Raw genomic sequence first — 18,020 nt, forward strand, 5'->3', positions numbered from 1 at the left:
TGTCTAGCGGGTGCCCGCCAGCGCGGGTGCCTGTTCCCCGCTTCGCAGGCCCAGCCGCGGCAGCGGCGGACTGTGGGAATCCGGTGCCACCGACTTGTCGGCCGGGTGCCCGCCCCGGTGCCAGTTGACGACCGCGCCGGCCAGTTCGGCGACCTCCGCCTGGGTCTCGACGACGGCGTAGGAGGTGGTGACCTCGGTCAAGCCGTTGATCCGGCTCTCGTAGCCGATCCGGTGGGCCAGGTCGCGGGCCCAGCGCTCGACACGCAGCCGCTGGCCGAAGGACAGCGGCCGGGCGTCGCAGACCACCAGAACCCGGCGTACCCCCTGGGTGTCGGCGGCGGTGACGGCCTCGTCGCAGATGGTGTTCTCGCAGGCCCGCAGCCGTCGGCGCGACGAGGGTGAAAGAGGTTTGCCGAACAGGGATTCGGCGGCGTCGGCCGCGACGATGAAGGCGGCCGAGCGGGTCGGGGTGTCACCTGTCTCGGGGGACGCCCGTGAGGGCCCCCCGCAGGCCGCGTCGCCCAGCGACGTCTCGATGCCGTGCTGTCGACACGCTGCCGCGATGGCTTCGGACAGGTCGTCGTCCTGACCGAACAGCATCACTGGCGAAAGCATGGTCTTCTGAATCGTCATGACAGATCCTCACTCTCAGGTGCTGGTGGCCCGCAGGCCGGAAACTACTTCTTGCGCGACGGCGATCGCGTCCCGGTAACCGTCGGCGCCGTCGTCGTCGCCCAGCGCGATCTCGTTGCCCAGTCGCCGCCCGATGGTCCGGACCGCGGCCCGGATGCGGACCGATTCGCGGTCACGTCGCGAACCGTTGGTCATCGCGATCCGGTCCAGATACCCGGAGGCCGCGGCGATCTCGTCGAGTACGCAGATGCGGGCGAACCGGATACCGGCACTGAACCCCGCGCGGTATGCCGGGCCCCGTTCGGCCGGCGGCGAGGCCTCGGCCAACTCGTCGAGCAGGCGGCGCAGCGCCTCATGGACCGTCACCGGCTGGGCGTGCGTATCGCTGGTCTCGGTCGCCGCGCCGATGCGCGCGTCAAGATTCACCGTCGCCACAACTCGCTGCCCCTCCATCGCTCTGTACGCCTGTGCTTTTTGATCACGTTCATGTCTCTCCTCAAAAGAAAACTCTGCAAACAGCGTTATCCGGCCGACCATTGATTGCAATTCAATTCGCCTCGTGAATGGGCGTGCAAAACAATGGTCGGCCGGATCGGCTCCGCTTTATTCGCCGGACAATTCAGTTGGGCTGTCGACCCCGCTGCGTCGGGCGGCTGACCGTGGTTCCCCGGCTACCGGTCGGCCCGCTTACGCTTGGGGACGATCTCCTGGGCCATCTTCTCCCGCTTGGCTGCTCGCCGCTCCTTGAGCGTCTTCGACGGCTTCTTCAGCGTCGCGCCCTGGGACTTACTAGCCATTTTTACCTCCCGCTAGCATTTCTCCATCAATTCGCGACCATACCCCAGAAAAAATAAAATGCCAGTCCAGCACGGGATTTCGCGTCGCCGAGGTCGGGAGGGCGGAGAAACCGCGGGTGTCGCTGTCGATTTCGGACAACCGCCCGGTTCGCGCTTGTCCGGAACGGGCAAAAGCGGGGTCCGGTGGCCTCGACAGGATGGTGGCGATCCCGTCGGCACGAGGAGGCCCATGACGCCGAGCGTCTGCGCGTGTCCCGACCTGACGAGCGGCGGGGCGGCGCGTTTCGCCCTGATCCCGACGCTGCTGTTGCGGCGTCACCACGTCATGCACCGCCCGTCGCGCCTGGTCGGCCCCGCGCTGCATCCTGAATCCCTGATCGTCGAGGTCGTCGGCGACATCGATGCGAGCAACACCGGCGCGCTGTGCGACCACGTCGACGAGTTCGTCGCGCCCGGTCACCGGACCGTGCTCGACTGCAGCGGCGTCGAATTCTTCGCGCTCGCGGGCATGCGGCTGCTGGTGGACGTCGACGACCGCTGCCGGCAGCTCGGTCTGCCGTGGGCGCTGATCACCTCCGAAGCCGTCGAGAGGGTGCTGACGGTCGCCGGCGCGGCCCGTCGCTTCCCCGTCGTCGACCAGGGGTGACGGGTCACGAACCGCGCAGGATCGCGATCAACTGCTCGCGGCTGTTCGCGCCGACGCGCTGTGACGCCCGGAACAGGTGGCCCTCGACCGAACGGACCGACATGGTGAGCCGCTCGGCGATCTCCCTGTTGGACAACCCCTGCGCGGCCAGCGAGATGATCTCGCGCTGCCGGGCGGTGAACACCTGCGGCGCCGCGGCCGCCGACAGCGCCGGCGTGCGCGCGCCCTGGCACTCGGCCGCCAACCGTGAGGCGACGGCCGACGCGGTCATCGCGGCGCCCCGCAGCCCGCGGCCCTGATAGACCGATACGGCCTGGGCTGCGGTGTCGGCTGCTGCGACCCGGTCACCGAACGACTCGTAGCGCCGCGATGCCGCGAGCAGTGCGTCCGCGTCGCCGTCGGCCAGGGCGGCGGCGTGCGCGGCGGCGGCCGGCGCTCTCGGGCCCTGAACCACTGTTGCCAACTCGGCGAGGCGGCCCGCGGTGGTGTGGTCGCCGAACTGCGTCGCGGTCTGCAGCAGCACCACCTGCCACGCCGGCCTGTCGAGTTCATCCTCTCGTCGCGCGGCCGCGCGCAGGATCGAAATCGCCTCGGAGCAGGTACCTTCCGCGGCGCATACCCAGGCCTCGGCCAGCGACCGGTAGGGGTCGAACATGCACGCCTGCGGGTCCCGCGCCCACCACTGGAGGGCCTCGAGTTCCCGGCGGGCGTCCGGGGCCAGACCGAGCATCGCGGTCACCGTCGCCAACCACGTCCTGGCGAACGTCTTCACCATGCGCCCGCTGTCGCCGGGGCCCAGGTAGGCCAGTGCATCGCGCAGCGACCGGCGCGCGTCGCCGAGCGCGCCGCTGCTCATCGCCGACAGTCCGACCATCACCCGGTGCCACGACTCCTCGAACGGGACGTCGAGCGTGTCGCGCCTGATGCGCTCGATCACGGCGTCGGACTCGGCGAGCATCCCTGCCAGGCGGTAGCCGTGGGTCTCCTGAAGTGCCAAGCGGCGCAACAGGTGTCCCGATTCCGGTGACCGGTCGGCCACCGCATAGCCCGTTTTGGCGGCGGCATCGATCTCGTCGACACGCCCCAGGTCGCCCAGGCCGGTGACATACACCCAGGCCAAGAAGATCGTCGCCACGTCGCTACCCGGCGAGACGGCCGACGCGGTGTCGGCCATCGCCACCGCGGTCCGGGAGTGCCCGCGCACCAACTGGATCAACGGCCGCAGGGCCGCGGCGATCGACTGTGCGTTGACGTCGTCGACGGGCAACAGTTCGAGTTCGGCTTCGGCGCTGCCCACTTCGCCGAGGATCAGCGTGAAGTTCATCGCGCGCAGGATCGCGATCTGCGTCCGCTCGAGCCCGCAGGCCTGGGCGGCCTGTTCGGCGAGCACCGCCTCGGCCTCGACGCCGCGCTCCTGCCACGTGATCGCCATGGCACGGGCGATTTTGGCCCACGGCCCGCCCCCGACCGCGACCGCGCGTTCCGCGAGGTGTTCGGCAAGCCGGTGGTCGAGCAACTGCATCGCCGCCGACGCGGCGGCGAGCAGCAGCTCCGAGTCGGGAACCAGATCGGATTCCAGTGTCAGCACCGCGCGTCGGATCAGGGCGCGGGGATCGGGGGAGCCTTTGCGGGCCAACTCCGCGGCGATCCGGCCGCTGACCCGGCGCATCCGCAGCGAACCGGTGTGCCGAATCTCGCCGAGCAGTGGGTGGGCCAGCCGCACCGACGCCGGCCGCGCCGTGCAGTCGACGCTGATCAGGCCCAGCGACTCGGCCTGGGAGAGCGCGTCGGCTCCGGTCACGGCTTCGAGCACGTCGGATTCGAGTGGTTCGGCCACCGCCAGCGCATCCAGGACGTCGCGCACGGAATCCGGTGCCTGCGCGATGCGGGATTCGAGCAGCTCGGTCAGCGTGGGGGACAGGCTGGGCTGACCGTTCCACAGCCACACCCCGGCGCGGCGCGTCACCCGCCCCGCGTCGACCTCGTGGTCGAGCAGGTGCCGCAGATACAGCGTGTTGCCCTGCGTGTACTGCCACAACCGCTCGGCGGTGAACGAGTCCACCGGGCCGCCCAGTACCTGCTCTACCAACCGGCTCAACTCCTCCGGTGAAAGGGGCTGCAGCTCAAGCCGATCGAGGTGCTGGTCTTTCCAGATCGCGGTGATGGCGTCCGGCGGGGTCTCACCGGAGCGGATGGTGAGAATGACCGTCGCCAGCCGCCGGGTGACCAGTTGGTGCACGGTGAACGCCGACAGGTCGTCGAGCAGATGGGCGTCGTCGACCCCGACCACCACCGCACCGGGCGCGGCGTCGCCGATCAGCGCGTCGATCACTTCCCGGACCCGGCGCAGCGGATCGGGCCCGAACTCGCTGGCGATCTCGACGAACGCCCCGAGCGGGACGCTGCGCGACGATGCCGTGCCGACCAGCCAGTGCCTGCGCGCGCTCGGCGGCCCGCACCTTGCCACCGCCTCGAAGGCCACCCGGGTCTTGCCCACACCGGCCGCGCCCGACAGCACCACCCCGCGCGCACGGTCCCCGACCGAGCGGGTCGCCTCGGCGATCACCGCCAGTTCCTCGGACCGTCCGACCAGGGGCCACTGGCGGATCACCGCCAAATTCTATGCCTGCGGTGGGGTTTTCCGTGAGAAGTCGCCCAGCGCGGCCGGATCACGTCCCGGGTGCGCTGCCGGTCAGGATCGAGATCAGCTGTTCGCGGCTGTTGGCCCCGACCCGCTGGGATGCCCGGAACAGGTGGCCCTCGATCGAGCGGACCGACATGGTCAGCCGCTCGGCGATCTCCTTGTTGGAAAAACCCTGCGCGGCAAGGGAGATGATCTCGCGTTGGCGCGCGGTGAACGGCTGTGGACGGGACACCGCGGCCAACGCCGGTGTCAGCGCGCCCCCGCATTCGGCGGCCAACCGTTCGGCCACGGCCGCGGCGGTCATCGCGGCGCCGCGCAGCCCGGCCGCCCGGGACACCGCGACCGCCTGCGCGGCGGCGTCGGCGGCCGCGATCCGATCACCGAACGACTCGTAGCCCCGCGATGCGGCCAGCAGTGCCTCGCCGTCGCCGGCGGCCAGCGCCGACGAGTGGGCGGCCGCCGCCGAAGCCCGCGGGCCCTCGACCGCGGTGATCAACTCGGCGAGGCGCTCGGCGGTGGTGTGGTCACCGAACTGCGTCGCGGTCTGCAGCAGCAGCACCTCCCACGCCGGCCTGCCCAGCTCACGGTCGCTGCGGGCCGCCGCGCGCAGCACCGCGATCGCCTCGGACACCGCACCTTCGGCCGCGCACACCCAGGCCTCGGCGACCGCGCGCTCGGAATGCCAGCCGCGGGCGTCGGGGTCGGAATCCGACTGGCAGATCGGGGCGAACTCGCGACGCGCGTCGGCGGCTTCCCCGGCCATCGCGTCGACAGTGGCCAGCCATAGCCGCGCGAACCGCTTACGCATGCGACCGCTGTGGTCGCTGCCGATGTCGGTCAGCGATTCGCGGCACAGCCGCTGCGCTTCGGTCAGCCCGCCGCGGTTCACCACCGCCAGGCCGGCCACGAACGCGTGCCACGATTCGGCGACGTGCCAGGAGCCCTCGAACGGGACGTCGACGGTGTCGAGCCGGATCCGCGCGATAGCGGCGTCCGATTCGGCCAGCGCGCCTGCGGGGCGGTAGGCGTAGGCGTGCAGGAACGCCAGCGGCACCCGCAGGTGCGACACCTCGGCGGACCGGTCGGCCAGGCGGTAGCCGCGGGCGGCGGCAGGTTCGATCTCCGCGACGCGGCCCAGCTCGCCCAGCCCGTTGACCAGGGCGAAGACCGACAGCATCTGGGCCAGCGCGTTGTCGGACGCGACGCCGAGGTTGGCGGTGGCCCGCTGCACCGCGGTCGCGGCGTGCCCGCGCACGACGTCGATCAGCGCGCGCAACGACTCGGCCACCGGCCGGGCGGCCTCGTCGTCGGCCGGCACGTGGGCATCGAGTTCGGCCTGCGCGTTGCCGGTCTGGTTGAGGATCACCGCGAAGTTCAGTGCGCGCAGCAGCGCGATCTGCGCGCGCATCGGGCCGGTGGTCTGTTCTGCGAGTTCGGCGAGCACCGTTTCGGCTTCGTGTCCGCGCTCCTGCCAACTCAACGCCATGACATGGGTCATCTTGGCCTCGAGCCCGCTGCCGACGCTCACCGCGCGTTCGGCGAGTGTTTCGGCCAACCGCAGGTCGAGCAGCTGCATCGCCGCCCAGGTGGCGGCGTTGAGCAGCGCGGAGTCGGGCGGTGAGTCGGATTCGAGGGTGAGCACAGCGCGCCGGACCAGGTCCCGCGGGTCGGTGACGTCCTTCTTGGCGAGCTCGCCGGCGATCCGCCCGCGCAGACGTCGCATCCGCAGCGATCCGGTGCGCCGGACCTCGCTGAGCATCGGGTGCGCCACCCGCACCGACGGCGGCCGCGCCGCGGTGTCCACCGTGACCAGGCCGAGGGCCTCGGCTTCGGCCAGCGCGTCGGGATCGGTCACCGCGGCCAGCACGTCGCTGCCCAGCGGTTCGGCGACCGCCAGCGCGTCGAGCACGTCACCGACCGCAGCCGGCGCCTGTGCAATCCGCGCCTCGACCAACTCGGCGAGCGTCGGCGAGAGCTCGGGCCGCCCGTCCCACAGCCACATTCCCGACCGCCGCGCCAACCGTCCGGCGTCGACTTCGCTGTCGAGCAGGTGGCGCAGGTACAGCGCGTTGCCCCGGGTGTACTGCCAGAGTCGTTGCGCGCTGAGCGAATGCACCGGGCCGTCGAGGATGTGCTCGAGCAGCTTCGTGGTCTCCGGTAGCGAGAGCGGTTGCAGCTCAAGGCGTTCGAGCCGGTGGTCCTTCCAGATCGCGGTGATCGCGTCCGGCGGCGTCTCACCGGAGCGGATCGTCAGGATCACCGTCGCGAGTTGGCGTGTCACCAGTTGGTGCACGGTGAACGCCGACAGGTCGTCGAGAAGGTGCGCGTCGTCGACCCCGACCACGACGTCGCCGCGACCGCCGATCAGGCCGTCGATGACTTCGCGGACCCGGCGCAGCGGGTCCGGGCCGAAGTCGCTGGCGATGTCGGCGAACGCGCCGAGCGGGACGCTGCGCGCCGACGCGGTGCCGACGATCCAGTGCCGCGAAGACATCCGCGATGCGCACGCCTCGACCGCCTCGCGGGCCAGCCGGGTCTTGCCGACACCGGCGGATCCGGACAGCACGATCCCGCGGGCATGCCCCCTGCCTGCCCGCGTCGCCTCGGCGATCATCTGCAGCTCTTCGGAACGCCCGACCAGAGGCCAGCGGCGGATCATCGCCGAATCGTATCCGGCCGCAACGCGTTGCGAGGGCTACCGAACACAACTTCGGACGTGTGTGGAGTAGTGCCGGGCGCGGAACTGGGGTAGCGGCTTACCCCAGTCACCTCCGGCGCCCGTCGTTACGTTTCCGCCATGACTAACACACAGTTCGTTCGACGGTCGCTCACCGCATGTGCGGTGGCCGCCTTGAGCATCACGCCATTGTTGGTAGGGGTTCTCGACGAGGACGTGGCACCGGTCGCCGGGGGGTCGCCCGGATACGTCGAGCCCGCACCCGGACCGCCGCCTCCGCCGCCGGCGGCGGCGCCTGCGCTTCCGCCGCCTCCGCCCCCCGGTTCGGGGATCCGTGATTCCCGCTGCGGCACTGATCTTTTCACCGGCACGCCGCTGCCGTGCTGAACAATCAAACCAGGAATAGGAGAATGACGATGATCAGAACAATCGGTCCCGCGCTGGGCGCCGCGGCGCTCGTGATCGCCGCTGGCGCGGGGTGTTCCTCGGAGGACAAGTCCGCCACCCCGAACGACGAGGCTTCCACGACCCAAACCGCCGCAGCCACACCGGCGGCCGGCGATTCGACCGCCAAGGTCAGCATCGACGGACAGGATCAGGACGTGTCGGGGACGGTGGTGTGCACCGAGATGGCCGGCAACATGAATATCGTGATCGGCGAGGCCACCACCGGCATCGCCGCGGTGGTCGGCACCGGCGACGCCCCGGCCGTGCAGTCGGTGGCGCTCGGCAACGTCAACGGTGTCACCCTCGGCTACCAGCAGGGCGCCGGTCAGGGGGAGGCGACGGCCGAAAAGGACGGCACCACCTACACGATCACCGGCACGGCCAGCGGGATCGACATGGCCAACCCCATGCAGCCGATCAGCAAGCCGTTCGAGATCTCCGTGTCCTGCCCGGGATGACGCGATGAGCATGCGCATGAAAGCCGTCGCGACGGTGGTCGCAACGGTCGCGACCGCGTGCGGTGCGGGACTGGGCGCCGGTGTCGCCGGCGCCCAGACCCCGCCGGGTGGTCCCTACACCTGGTGTCCTGGTGATCCGCCGGTGGCCACCGGCAACATCCGGGTCAATCCGGTGGTGTGGGACAACAACATCTGTCACACGTATTACTACGTGTATCACGGGCAGGGCAATGTGGCGCAGAACATCTGGGACGGACCGAATCCGCCGGGGCCGCCACCCCCGCCGCCGGGTATCACGCCTGCGCTGCCGCCGGGGCAGTGCTGGTATCTGTTCATCCCCGGCCCGTGCTGACCGGTGGCGGTCCGTCACTTGTGTTGGGCTGCCACCATTTTGGCCTCGGCCACCCTCATGAAGATCGGAAACGCGTCGATGTCCACACCGACCCGTTCGGCGATCACGTCGTCCGGACAGCCGGCCTCGCGCAACCGCAGCGCGGTGGCGTACGGCAGCGGCAACCGGTCGAGGAGCTCATCTCGGTTTCCATCGGTGGCCATGACACCACGGTGACGCGTCGACGGCGGGTGGCGTGGGGTAATCGGCTACCCCATTCATGAGTCCCGCGCCGATTGTTCTGCGGGGAAATAGTTTTCGATTCCACAGTGACTCGTCCGCACGCGAAACCCATGGAGGGACATGATGAACACCACCAGATGCATCGGCCGCTTCGGGGCGCTGGGCCTGGCCCTGGGCATCGTCACGGCGGTCTCGCCCACACCGGGGGTGGCGGTTGCAGAACCCGACCCTAATTCGTCGGCCACGCCGCGGCACCCGGTCCGGTTGCTGTCTCACGTGGTGACGACGGTGCTGAGCTGGGTAGGGCTCGGGCCCAGCCCCACGGCGCCGGCCAGGACACCTGCCCTGTGGGGGGTGTTGGCCTGGGTGCGCCGCGAGATCGGCCGCACGTTCTTCAACCAGACTCCGGTCTGCGCGTACCGCACTGCCGAGAACGTGGAGACGGTGGAAGTCGACGGCCGAATCACGTCGATCACGGGGGATCTGCGCGCGGCGGACCCGGACGGCGACGAGTTGACCTTCACCGTCGTCGAACCGCCCGAGCACGGGACTGTCGTCGTCAACAACGACGGCACCTTCACCTACACACCCACCGACGAGCTCGCGCGCATCGGCGGCAGCGACCGGTTCGTCGTCAAGTACACCGACCGCGGGCTGCACCTGCACAGCCTTGCCGACCTGCTGCGGCCGGGCATCCACCACAGCGACACCGCCGTGATCGACATCCCCGTGGGCCAGCCCCTCAGCCCGGTCGTGATCGCCACCATCGACGTCGGCGACCGGTCGCTGGACGTCGACTTCACTCCCGACGGCAGCCGTGCGTATGTCACCAACGCAGATTCCAACACTGTTTCGGTCATCGACACGGCCACCACCGCCGTGATCGCCACCATCCCCGTCGGAAACGACCCGTGGAAGCTGGCCGTCCACCCGAGCGGAACGCGCGTTTACGTGACCAACTACGACGACTACACCGTCAACGTCATCGACACCGCCACTCACACGGTCACCGCGACCATTCCCGTCGGTTCGGGGGCGGGAAAGGGTGCCGACGAGCTGGCGTTCAGCCCGGACGGCACCAAGCTCTACGTCGGCAGCAGCAACATGCTGCAGGTGATCGACACCGCGACCAACACCGTCGTCGAGACCAGGCTGTTGTTCTTCGGGCCCTACGGAATCGCGGTCAGCCCCGACGGTGACTGGGTCTACGTCGCCAGTTGGACCGGCGACTACGTCCGCAAGACCCGCACGCTGCCCAACGGCGCCAGCGTCGAAATCGGTGTCGGCAACAGCCCGACCGGCGTGACGGTGAGCCCGGACGGCACCCGGCTCTACGTCGCCAATGCCGACAGCAACACCGTCTCGGTCGTCAATACGGCGACCAACGCTGTGATCAAGACGATCGCGGTCGGAAGCACCCCGCTCGAGGTCGCCATCAGCCCGGTGGGCACGCTGGCGTATGTCGTCAACCAGTTCGGCGGCTCGGTGTCGGTCATCGACACCTCCACCAACACCGTGATCAAGACGTTGAAAGTCAACGTGGTCGCGTCGTCGATCGCGGTCAGCCCCGACGGCACCCGCGCCTACGTGACGGACCGCGACGGCGGCACCATCCGCGTGATGAACCTGGCCCCGCTGCTCGACTGACGGGCACCGTCTCCCCTTACCACTACACCCTGTAGTTGACGGGATCGGCGCAGCTGGGACACTGGGGGCCATGCGTGCGGACCAGATCACCACCGAGGAGTCGGCGCGGCTGTTCGCCGACGCGGCGGCCGTCATCCCCGGTGGGGTGAACTCCCCGGTGCGGGCGTTCAGCTCGGTCGGCGGGACCCCGCGGTTCATCACCTCGGCCAGCGGCTACTGGCTGACCGACGCCGACGGCAACCGCTACGTCGACCTGGTGTGCTCGTGGGGTCCGATGATCCTGGGCCACGCGCACCCCGACGTGGTCGCGGCGGTGCAGAAGGTGGCCGCCGACGGGCTGTCGTTCGGCGCGCCCACCCCGTCGGAGACCGAACTGGCCGCCGAGATCATCGGCCGCGTCGGCCCCGTCGAGCGGCTACGGCTGGTCAACTCCGGCACCGAGTCGACGATGAGCGCGATCCGGCTGGCCCGCGGCTTCACCGGCCGCGCCAAGATCGTCAAGTTCTCCGGCTGCTACCACGGGCACAGCGACGCGCTGCTGGCCGACGCCGGCTCCGGGGTCGCGACGCTGGGGCTGCCGTCGTCGCCCGGGGTGACGGGCGCCGCCGCCGCCGACACGATTGTGGCGCCCTACAACGACGTCGCCGCGGTCGAGGAGATTTTCGCGCGCTTCGGCGACGAGATCGCCTGCGTGATCACCGAGGCGTCGCCGGGCAACATGGGCACCGTCCCGCCGCGGCCCGGCTTCAACGCCGACCTGCGCCGCATCACCGCCGAGCACGGTGCGCTGCTGATCGTCGACGAGGTGATGACCGGCTTCCGGGTCAGCCGCTCCGGGTGGTACGGCGTCGATCCCGTGGAGGCCGACCTGTTCACGTTCGGCAAGGTGATGAGCGGCGGCCTGCCCGCGGCCGCGTTCGGTGGCCGCGCCGAGGTGATGGAACGGCTGGCGCCGCTGGGGCCGGTCTACCAGGCAGGCACGCTGTCGGGGAACCCGGTGGCGATGGCGGCCGGGCTGGCCACGCTGCGGGCCGCCGATGACGCCGTCTACGCCAAGCTCGACGCCAACGCCGACCGACTCGCGGGCCTGCTCACCTCGTCGCTGACCGAAGTCGGTGTGGCGCACCAGGTTCAGCGTGCAGGCAACATGCTCAGCGTGTTCTTCACCGACGAGCCCGTGCACGATTTCGCGGCGGCCCGCGCGAGTGAGACCTGGCGGTTCCCGCCGTTCTTCCACGCCCTGCTCGACGCCGGCGTGTATCCGCCGCCGAGCGCGTTCGAAACCTGGTTCGTCTCAGCGGCTCTCGACGACGCGGCGTTCGAGCGGATCGCCGACGCCCTGCCCGGGGCGGCCCGCGCCGCCGCGGAGGCGGTCGCACCGGTATGACCACCAATCAGACGCCCGGTGCCGGAGGCACCAATCAGACGCCCGGTGCCGGAGGCACCAATCAGACAATCGTGCACGTGATGCGGCACGGTGAGGTGCACAACCCGGACAAGATCCTCTACGGCCGGCTGCCCGACTACCACCTGTCCGAGCGCGGTCGCGCGCAAGCGCAGGCGGTCGCGGACTGGCTGGTCTCGCGCGACATCGTCTATGTCGTCGCCTCACCGCTGGAGCGGGCGCAGGAGACCGCGGCGCCGATCGCGGCCGGGCTCGGGCTCTCGGTCGACACCGACGACGAACTCATCGAATCGTCGAACATCTTTCAGGGACAGCGGGTCTCGCCGGGTGACGGCGCGCTGCGCGACCCGCGCAACTGGTGGCACCTGCGCAATCCGCGCACCCCGTCCTGGGGTGAGCCGTACCGCGAGATCGCCGAACGGATGACCGGCGCCGTGCACCGCGCCCGCGAGAAGGCGGCCGGCCACGAGGCGGTGTGCGTCAGCCACCAGCTGCCGGTGGAGACGCTGCGCCGCGCGATGACCGGTCAGCCGTTGCACCACTTTCCGACCCGGCGGCTGTGCAACCTGGCGTCGGTGACGTCGTTCTACTTCCACGGGGACACCTATGTCGGCTGGGGCTACGCGGAGTTGGCCGGGCAGTGAAGCGGTGGATTCTGCTGGCCTGCGCGGGGTTTCTCGCGCTGGCCGGTTGTTCCACCGGTGACGACGCCGTCGCCCAGGGCGGCACCTTCGAGTTCGTCGCCCCCGGCGGCCAGACCGACATCTTCTACGACCCGCCTGCCGACCGGGGCCGCCCCGGCCCGCTGAGCGGCCCGGACCTGATGGACGAGAACAAGACCATCTCGCTCGACGACTTCGCGGGCAAGGTCGTTGTCATCAACGTGTGGGGTCAGTGGTGTGGGCCGTGCCGCACCGAGATCACCCAGCTGCAGAAGGTGTACGACGCCACCCAGTCGCAGGGGGTCGCGTTCCTCGGGATCGACGTGCGCGACAACAATATTCAGGCACCCCGCGACTTCATCGTCGACCGCGGGATCACGTTCCCGTCGATCTACGACCCGCCGATGCGCACGATGATCGCGTTCGGTGGCCGCTACCCGACGACCGTCATCCCGTCGACGGTCGTGCTGGACCGCGAGCACCGCGTCGCCGCGGTGTTCCTGCGCGAGGTGCTCGCCGAGGACCTGCAGCCGGTGGTGGAACGGCTCGCCGCCGAACCGGAGCCGTCGGCGTGAACCTCGACCAGATCGACCAGTTGATGGCAGGCGGCCCGGTGCTGCTGGCGTTCCTCGTCGCCGCGCTGGCCGGGCTGGTGTCGTTCGCGTCGCCGTGCGTGGTGCCGCTGGTGCCCGGCTACCTCAGCTACCTGGCCGCGGTCGTCGGCGTCGACAACGCGCCGGCCGGCGCTGCCCAGGGGGTGGTGGCCACCCGAACCACCCGCGTGCGGGTGGCCGGCGCCGCGGCGCTGTTCGTCGCCGGGTTCACGGTGGTGTTCGTCCTGGGCACCGTCGCGGTGCTCGGCATGACCACGTCGCTGATCACCAACCAGCTTCTGCTGCAACGCATCGGCGGGGTGGTCACCATCGTGATGGGTCTGGTCTTCGTCGGGTTCATCCCCGCCCTGCAGCGCGAGGCGCGGTTCACTCCGCGGCAGATCTCGACGCTGGGCGGGGCGCCGCTGCTGGGTGCGGTGTTCGCGCTCGGCTGGACGCCGTGCCTGGGGCCGACGCTGACCGGGGTGATCGCGGTGGCCTCGGCCACCGACGGTTCCAACGTGGCCCGCGGTGTCGCGCTGGTCATCGCCTACTGCCTCGGCCTGGGCATTCCGTTCGTGCTGTTGGCGTTCGGGTCGGCGCGCGCGGTGCAGGGGATGGCCTGGCTGCGGCGCCACACCCGGACCATCCAGATCATCGGCGGTGTGCTGCTGATCGTGGTCGGCACCGCGCTGGTGACCGGGGTCTGGAACGACTTCGTCTCCTGGGTCCGCGACGCTTTCGTCAGCGATGTGACCCTGCCGATATGACCGGTTCCTCCCCGCGAGTAGACACAGAATCGCGCGCATCGGGCTCCAAACGTGCGATTCCGCGTCTGCTCGCGCTGTTCCGGAACACCTGGCGGACCCTGACGTCGATGGGCACCGCGCTGGTGCTGCTGTTCCTGCTGGCGCTCGGCGCGATCCCCGGGGCGCTGCTGCCGCAGCGGAACCTCAACGAGTCCAAGGTCAACGAGTACATCGCCGAGCACCCGACGCTGGGGCCGTGGCTGGACCGGTTTCAGGCCTTCGACGTGTTCTCCAGCTTCTGGTTCACCGCGATCTACGCGCTGCTGTTCGTCTCGCTGGTCGGCTGCCTGACCCCGCGACTGATCGACCACTTCCGCAGCATGCGCGCGACCCCGGTGCCCGCGCCGCGCAACCTGGGCCGGCTGCCCAAACACGACAGCGCCGAGGTGGTCGCCGAACCCGAGGCGTTGGCGGCCGACGTCACCGAGCGGCTGCGCGGTTGGCGCACGGTCACGCGCCGCAAGGACGACGTCACCGAGGTCTCGGCGGAGAAGGGCTATCTGCGCGAGTTCGGCAACATCGTCTTCCACTTCTCGCTGCTCGGTCTGCTGGTGGCGGTCGCCGCGGGCAAGCTGTTCGGCTACGAGGGCCAGGTCATCGTGATCGCCGACGGCGGGCCCGGTTTCTGCTCGGCCTCACCCGCGGCGTTCGACTCGTTCCGTGCCGGCAACACCGTCGACGGCACGTCGCTGCATCCGATCTGCCTGCGGGTCAACGACTTCCAGGCCGACTACCTGCCGTCCGGGCAGGCCACCTCGTTCGCCGCCGACATCGAGTACCAGGCCGGTGAGGACCTCGACACCGGCACTTGGCGTCCGTACCACCTGCGGGTCAACCATCCGCTGCGGGTCGGCGGCGACCGGATCTACCTGCAGGGCCACGGCTACGCGCCGACGTTCACCGTCATCTATCCCGACGGGCAGACCCGCACCCAGACCGTGCAGTGGCGCCCCGAGGACCAGGTCACGTTCCTGTCGTCGGGAGTGATGCGGTTCGATCCGCCCGGCGGCACCTATCCCGACGCCGATGTCCGCCGCGAGAACCAGATCGCGATCCAGGGCCTGTTCGCGCCGACGCAACTGCTGCACGGCACCCTGTTGTCGTCGAGCTTCCCGGCCCTCAACGACCCCGGCGTCGCGGTCGACATCTACCGCGGCGACACCGGCCTGGACACCGGCCGGCCGCAGTCGCTGTTCACCCTCGACCCGCGCCTGATCGAGCAGGACCGGCTGGTCAAGAAGGCGCGGGTGAACCTCGGTGAAGGGGAGTCGACGCGCCTCGACGACGGCACCGTGGTGCGTTTCGACGGCGCGGTGCCGTTCATCAACGTGCAGGTCTCCCACGACCCCGCGCAGCTGTGGGTGCTGGTGTTCGCGATGACGATGATGGCCGGGCTGCTGGTGTCGCTGGTGGTGCGTCGCCGCCGCGTCTGGATTCGGATCAGCCCCGCAGGTCCGGGTACCGTAACCGTCGAGCTGGGCGGGCTGGCCCGCACCGACAACTCCGGCTGGGGCGACGAGTTCGAGCGGCTGACGCAACGCCTCCTGCCCGATGCGACGTCGGCACAGCCCGCAGGAGAGAAGGTCTGATGAACACGATCGACATCGGGTTGGCCCGCTATTCCGACTGGGCGTTCACGTCGTCGGTGCTGGTGCTGGTCGGTGCACTGCTGCTGTTGGCGATCGAGTTGGCGTACAACCGCAGCCGCAAGGCCGAGGACCGCGAACTCGTCGCCGCCGGCGCCGGACGCGTCGCGGGCGAGGGACCCGGCGTCGTGGTCGACGCGCCCAAGAAGCCGGTTGACGAGCGGATCGGCGGCGCCGGCCTGGCGCTGACCTACCTCGGCATCGTGCTGCTGCTGGCCTGCATCGTGCTGCGCGGTCTGGCCACCTCCCGCGTGCCGTGGGGCAACATGTACGAGTTCATCAACCTGACCAGCTTCTGCGGTCTGCTCGCCGCGGCGGTGGTGCTGCGCCGGCCGCAGTACCGGGCGCTGTGGGTGTTCGTGCTGGTGCCGGTGCTGATCCTGCTCACCGTGTCCGGACGGTGGCTCTACAGCAACGCCGCCCCGGTCATGCCGGCGCTGCAGTCCTACTGGCTGCCGATCCACGTGTCGGTGGTCAGCCTCGGTTCGGGGGTGTTCCTGGTCGCCGGTGTGGCCAGCATCCTGTTCCTGCTGAAGATGTCGCGCTTCGGTGACCCGCAGCGCAACCCGGACAACGTGCTGGGCCGCATCGTCGCCCGGCTGCCCGACGCTCAGACCCTCGACCGGATCGCCTACCGCACCACGATTTTCGCGTTCCCGGTGTTCGGTTTCGGCGTCATCTTCGGGGCGATCTGGGCCGAAGAGGCCTGGGGCCGCTACTGGGGCTGGGACCCCAAGGAGACCGTGTCGTTCATCGCGTGGGTGGTGTACGCCGCCTATCTGCACGCGCGGTCGACCGCCGGGTGGCGCGACAAGAAGGCGGCGTGGATCAACGTCGTCGGGTTCGCCGCGATGGTGTTCAACCTGTTCTTCATCAACCTGGTCACCGTGGGCCTGCACTCGTACGCCGGGGTCGGCTGACCCGTCCGCAAAGACGGTTACCACGACGGCTCCGGTCCCGGATCCGGCTGCTGGAGCGACGCTGACGAGCGGAATGTCGTTGCCTTCGCAAGCAGCAGACATTTAGTTGCTAGAACAACCGCTTTCGGGCAGGGTGCAAAAATCCGCGCTATTGAAGCGTGTGTCAATTTAATAGCTGCAGATCCAGACAGTCGCAATACAAACGTATCTCAACAGGCAGTTCCGCATCTGAGTCACGCGACAGTATTAGCTCTTCGGCAAAAGCTGTAACCAGTTGGGCGAATACTCTAGCTTTCGCGAACATTAGCTGTGATACTGCCGGAACAGGGCGTGAAAAGCGGTTCCAGCAACTGTCGACCGGGGGAGGTCGAGATGCCCGCAGCGGGTTGCGCCGCCCACTCGGCGGCAAACGCGCTGCGCGGCAGTCGAACCGCTTCGAGGGGTACGCCCCGAGCGACAAGAGGGGTAGCTGAAGGTGCACGCAACGTACATCGGACGCGTGGGGGCGGTGGCGGTCGCGATGGGGTTGGGCGCACCCGCGCTGTTCATCGCAGTGGGACCGCAACAGCAGCCCGTCGCCGACGATTCCTGGTCCCCGGCCCGACCGTCGGCGCGGCCCTATGTGACGACCGGACTGTCGATCGCCGGCGCCAAGGCTTCGGCGCTGAGCCCGCAGACCGTCGCGCCCACCGCGACCCCGCCGCCGAGCATCGACGGCGCGCTCGCGCCGTGGGCGGTGCTCGGGGTCGTCGGCGAGGGCGGCACTCCCGATCCGGCCGACTCTGCCGGGGCGGAGCAGGGGTTGGTGCGCACCTCGTTCATCGCGTCCCCGACGGTGTACGCGACGACGGTTCCGTTCCTCGGCGGATCCGACGGCTTCTTCGAGGGCGAGACCGCGGTCACGCTCGACATCATCCTCAGCGGTCTGCAGGTGCAGAACCGCTGCGGGCTGGTCTGCAACGGCCGCAACGGCGGCGTCGGCGAGGACGGTCAGAGCGGCGGTCTGCTGTTCGGGTTCGGCGGCAGCGGCGGCGCCGGGGCGCCGGGGCAGAGCGGCGGGAACGGCGGCCACGGCGGCTGGATCTTCGGCTCCGGTGGCGCGGGCGGCGCCGGCGGGGCCGGTGCGACCGGCGCCGACGGCGGCACCGGTGGTAACGGCGGTAATGCGGGCTGGTTCGCCGGCAACGGCGGCGTGGGCGGGAACGGCGGCGCCGGTGGCTCGGGCACCCCGGGGACAACCCAACCCGACGGCAACGGCGGTGCCGGCGGAGCGGGCGGTGACGGCGGAAACGGCGGTATCGGCGGACGGGCCGGCATCTGGCTCGGCCTGGGCGGCAACGGCGGCCACGGCGGACCGGGCGGGGCCGGCGGAGCGGGCGGCTGCGCAGCGCCGGGTGCGTGGCGAGCAGGTCGCGGACGCGGTCCAGCGTGCGGGTACGCACCTTCTCCGGCGAGGTGATGC

At 70.0% G+C, this 18,020-nt stretch carries 16 protein-coding genes and 1 pseudogene; 10 read left to right on the forward strand and 7 right to left on the reverse strand.

The features are described from left to right. Window positions 1-3: 3 nt before the first annotated feature. The 3 genes from BHQ18_RS18335 to BHQ18_RS30780 form a co-directional block, all read right to left on the reverse strand. Window positions 4-633 (reverse strand): hypothetical protein, encoded by a 630-nt coding sequence (locus tag BHQ18_RS18335; RefSeq protein ID WP_069415061.1) that lies wholly within the window; start codon window positions 631-633, stop codon window positions 4-6. A 15-nt stretch (window positions 634-648) separates the two neighbouring features. Beyond that, window positions 649-1,059, reverse strand: coding sequence for a hypothetical protein (locus BHQ18_RS18340; protein WP_131815708.1), 411 nt, complete (start codon window positions 1,057-1,059; stop codon window positions 649-651). 245 nt (window positions 1,060-1,304) lie between these two features. Continuing rightward, on the reverse strand, window positions 1,305-1,430 hold the full coding sequence (locus tag BHQ18_RS30780; RefSeq protein ID WP_264010305.1) for a hypothetical protein: 126 nt from the start codon (window positions 1,428-1,430) through the stop codon (window positions 1,305-1,307). A 229-nt stretch (window positions 1,431-1,659) separates the two neighbouring features. Here BHQ18_RS30780 and BHQ18_RS18345 point away from each other — a divergent pair, with 229 nt between their 5' ends. Then, window positions 1,660-2,076 (forward strand): STAS domain-containing protein, encoded by a 417-nt coding sequence (locus tag BHQ18_RS18345; protein WP_069415062.1) that lies wholly within the window; start codon window positions 1,660-1,662, stop codon window positions 2,074-2,076. Window positions 2,077-2,080: 4 nt separating this feature from the next. On the opposite strand, the gene BHQ18_RS18350 is transcribed toward BHQ18_RS18345, so the two are convergent. Both BHQ18_RS18350 and BHQ18_RS18355 read right to left on the reverse strand, forming a co-directional pair. Beyond that, on the reverse strand, window positions 2,081-4,687 hold the full coding sequence (locus BHQ18_RS18350) for a LuxR C-terminal-related transcriptional regulator (RefSeq protein ID WP_069415063.1): 2,607 nt from the start codon (window positions 4,685-4,687) through the stop codon (window positions 2,081-2,083). A 58-nt stretch (window positions 4,688-4,745) separates the two neighbouring features. Beyond that, complete coding sequence (locus tag BHQ18_RS18355; RefSeq protein ID WP_069415064.1) at window positions 4,746-7,379, reverse strand: LuxR C-terminal-related transcriptional regulator; 2,634 nt, start codon at window positions 7,377-7,379, stop codon at window positions 4,746-4,748. 434 nt (window positions 7,380-7,813) lie between these two features. Between BHQ18_RS18355 and BHQ18_RS18360 the strand changes: the two genes are divergently transcribed. Then, complete coding sequence (locus tag BHQ18_RS18360) at window positions 7,814-8,302, forward strand: lipoprotein LpqH (RefSeq protein WP_069415094.1); 489 nt, start codon at window positions 7,814-7,816, stop codon at window positions 8,300-8,302. A gap of 4 nt (window positions 8,303-8,306) precedes the next feature. After that, window positions 8,307-8,654, forward strand: a complete 348-nt coding sequence (locus BHQ18_RS29885; RefSeq protein ID WP_069415065.1) for a hypothetical protein — start codon at window positions 8,307-8,309, stop codon at window positions 8,652-8,654. 14 nt (window positions 8,655-8,668) lie between these two features. Here the strand turns inward: BHQ18_RS29885 and BHQ18_RS18370 are convergent, their stop codons facing one another. After that, complete coding sequence (locus BHQ18_RS18370; protein ID WP_069415066.1) at window positions 8,669-8,857, reverse strand: hypothetical protein; 189 nt, start codon at window positions 8,855-8,857, stop codon at window positions 8,669-8,671. 142 nt (window positions 8,858-8,999) lie between these two features. Here BHQ18_RS18370 and BHQ18_RS18375 point away from each other — a divergent pair, with 142 nt between their 5' ends. From BHQ18_RS18375 to ccsB, 7 genes are all read left to right on the forward strand, one after another. Then, window positions 9,000-10,523, forward strand: a complete 1,524-nt coding sequence (locus tag BHQ18_RS18375; RefSeq protein ID WP_165614573.1) for a cadherin-like domain-containing protein — start codon at window positions 9,000-9,002, stop codon at window positions 10,521-10,523. A 70-nt stretch (window positions 10,524-10,593) separates the two neighbouring features. Further along, complete coding sequence (hemL, locus tag BHQ18_RS18380) at window positions 10,594-11,910, forward strand: glutamate-1-semialdehyde 2,1-aminomutase (protein WP_069415067.1); 1,317 nt, start codon at window positions 10,594-10,596, stop codon at window positions 11,908-11,910. Continuing rightward, window positions 11,907-12,572 (forward strand): histidine phosphatase family protein, encoded by a 666-nt coding sequence (locus BHQ18_RS18385; RefSeq protein ID WP_069415068.1) that lies wholly within the window; start codon window positions 11,907-11,909, stop codon window positions 12,570-12,572. The genes hemL and BHQ18_RS18385 overlap by 4 nt, the downstream gene beginning before the upstream one ends. After that, a complete protein-coding gene (locus BHQ18_RS18390) occupies window positions 12,569-13,165 on the forward strand; it encodes a TlpA disulfide reductase family protein (RefSeq protein WP_069415069.1) in 597 nt (198 codons plus the stop codon). Before BHQ18_RS18385 ends, BHQ18_RS18390 begins: the two co-directional genes overlap by 4 nt. Beyond that, on the forward strand, window positions 13,162-13,953 hold the full coding sequence (locus BHQ18_RS18395) for a cytochrome c biogenesis CcdA family protein (RefSeq protein WP_205866137.1): 792 nt from the start codon (window positions 13,162-13,164) through the stop codon (window positions 13,951-13,953). Before BHQ18_RS18390 ends, BHQ18_RS18395 begins: the two co-directional genes overlap by 4 nt. Continuing rightward, entirely contained in the window at window positions 13,950-15,581 is a 1,632-nt protein-coding gene (gene resB, locus BHQ18_RS18400) for a cytochrome c biogenesis protein ResB (RefSeq protein WP_084294136.1), read from the forward strand. The genes BHQ18_RS18395 and resB overlap by 4 nt, the downstream gene beginning before the upstream one ends. After that, window positions 15,581-16,558: a c-type cytochrome biogenesis protein CcsB gene (gene ccsB / locus BHQ18_RS18405; protein WP_069415070.1), complete on the forward strand. Its 978-nt coding sequence runs from the start codon at window positions 15,581-15,583 to the stop codon at window positions 16,556-16,558. Before resB ends, ccsB begins: the two co-directional genes overlap by 1 nt. A gap of 1,385 nt (window positions 16,559-17,943) precedes the next feature. Here ccsB and BHQ18_RS30550 read toward each other — a convergent pair. Further along, window positions 17,944-18,020, reverse strand: a pseudogene (locus BHQ18_RS30550) (SAM-dependent methyltransferase); the annotation flags it as partial.

Source organism: Mycolicibacterium flavescens (genome assembly GCF_001722335.1).
Lineage (GTDB): Bacteria > Actinomycetota > Actinomycetes > Mycobacteriales > Mycobacteriaceae > Mycobacterium > Mycobacterium flavescens.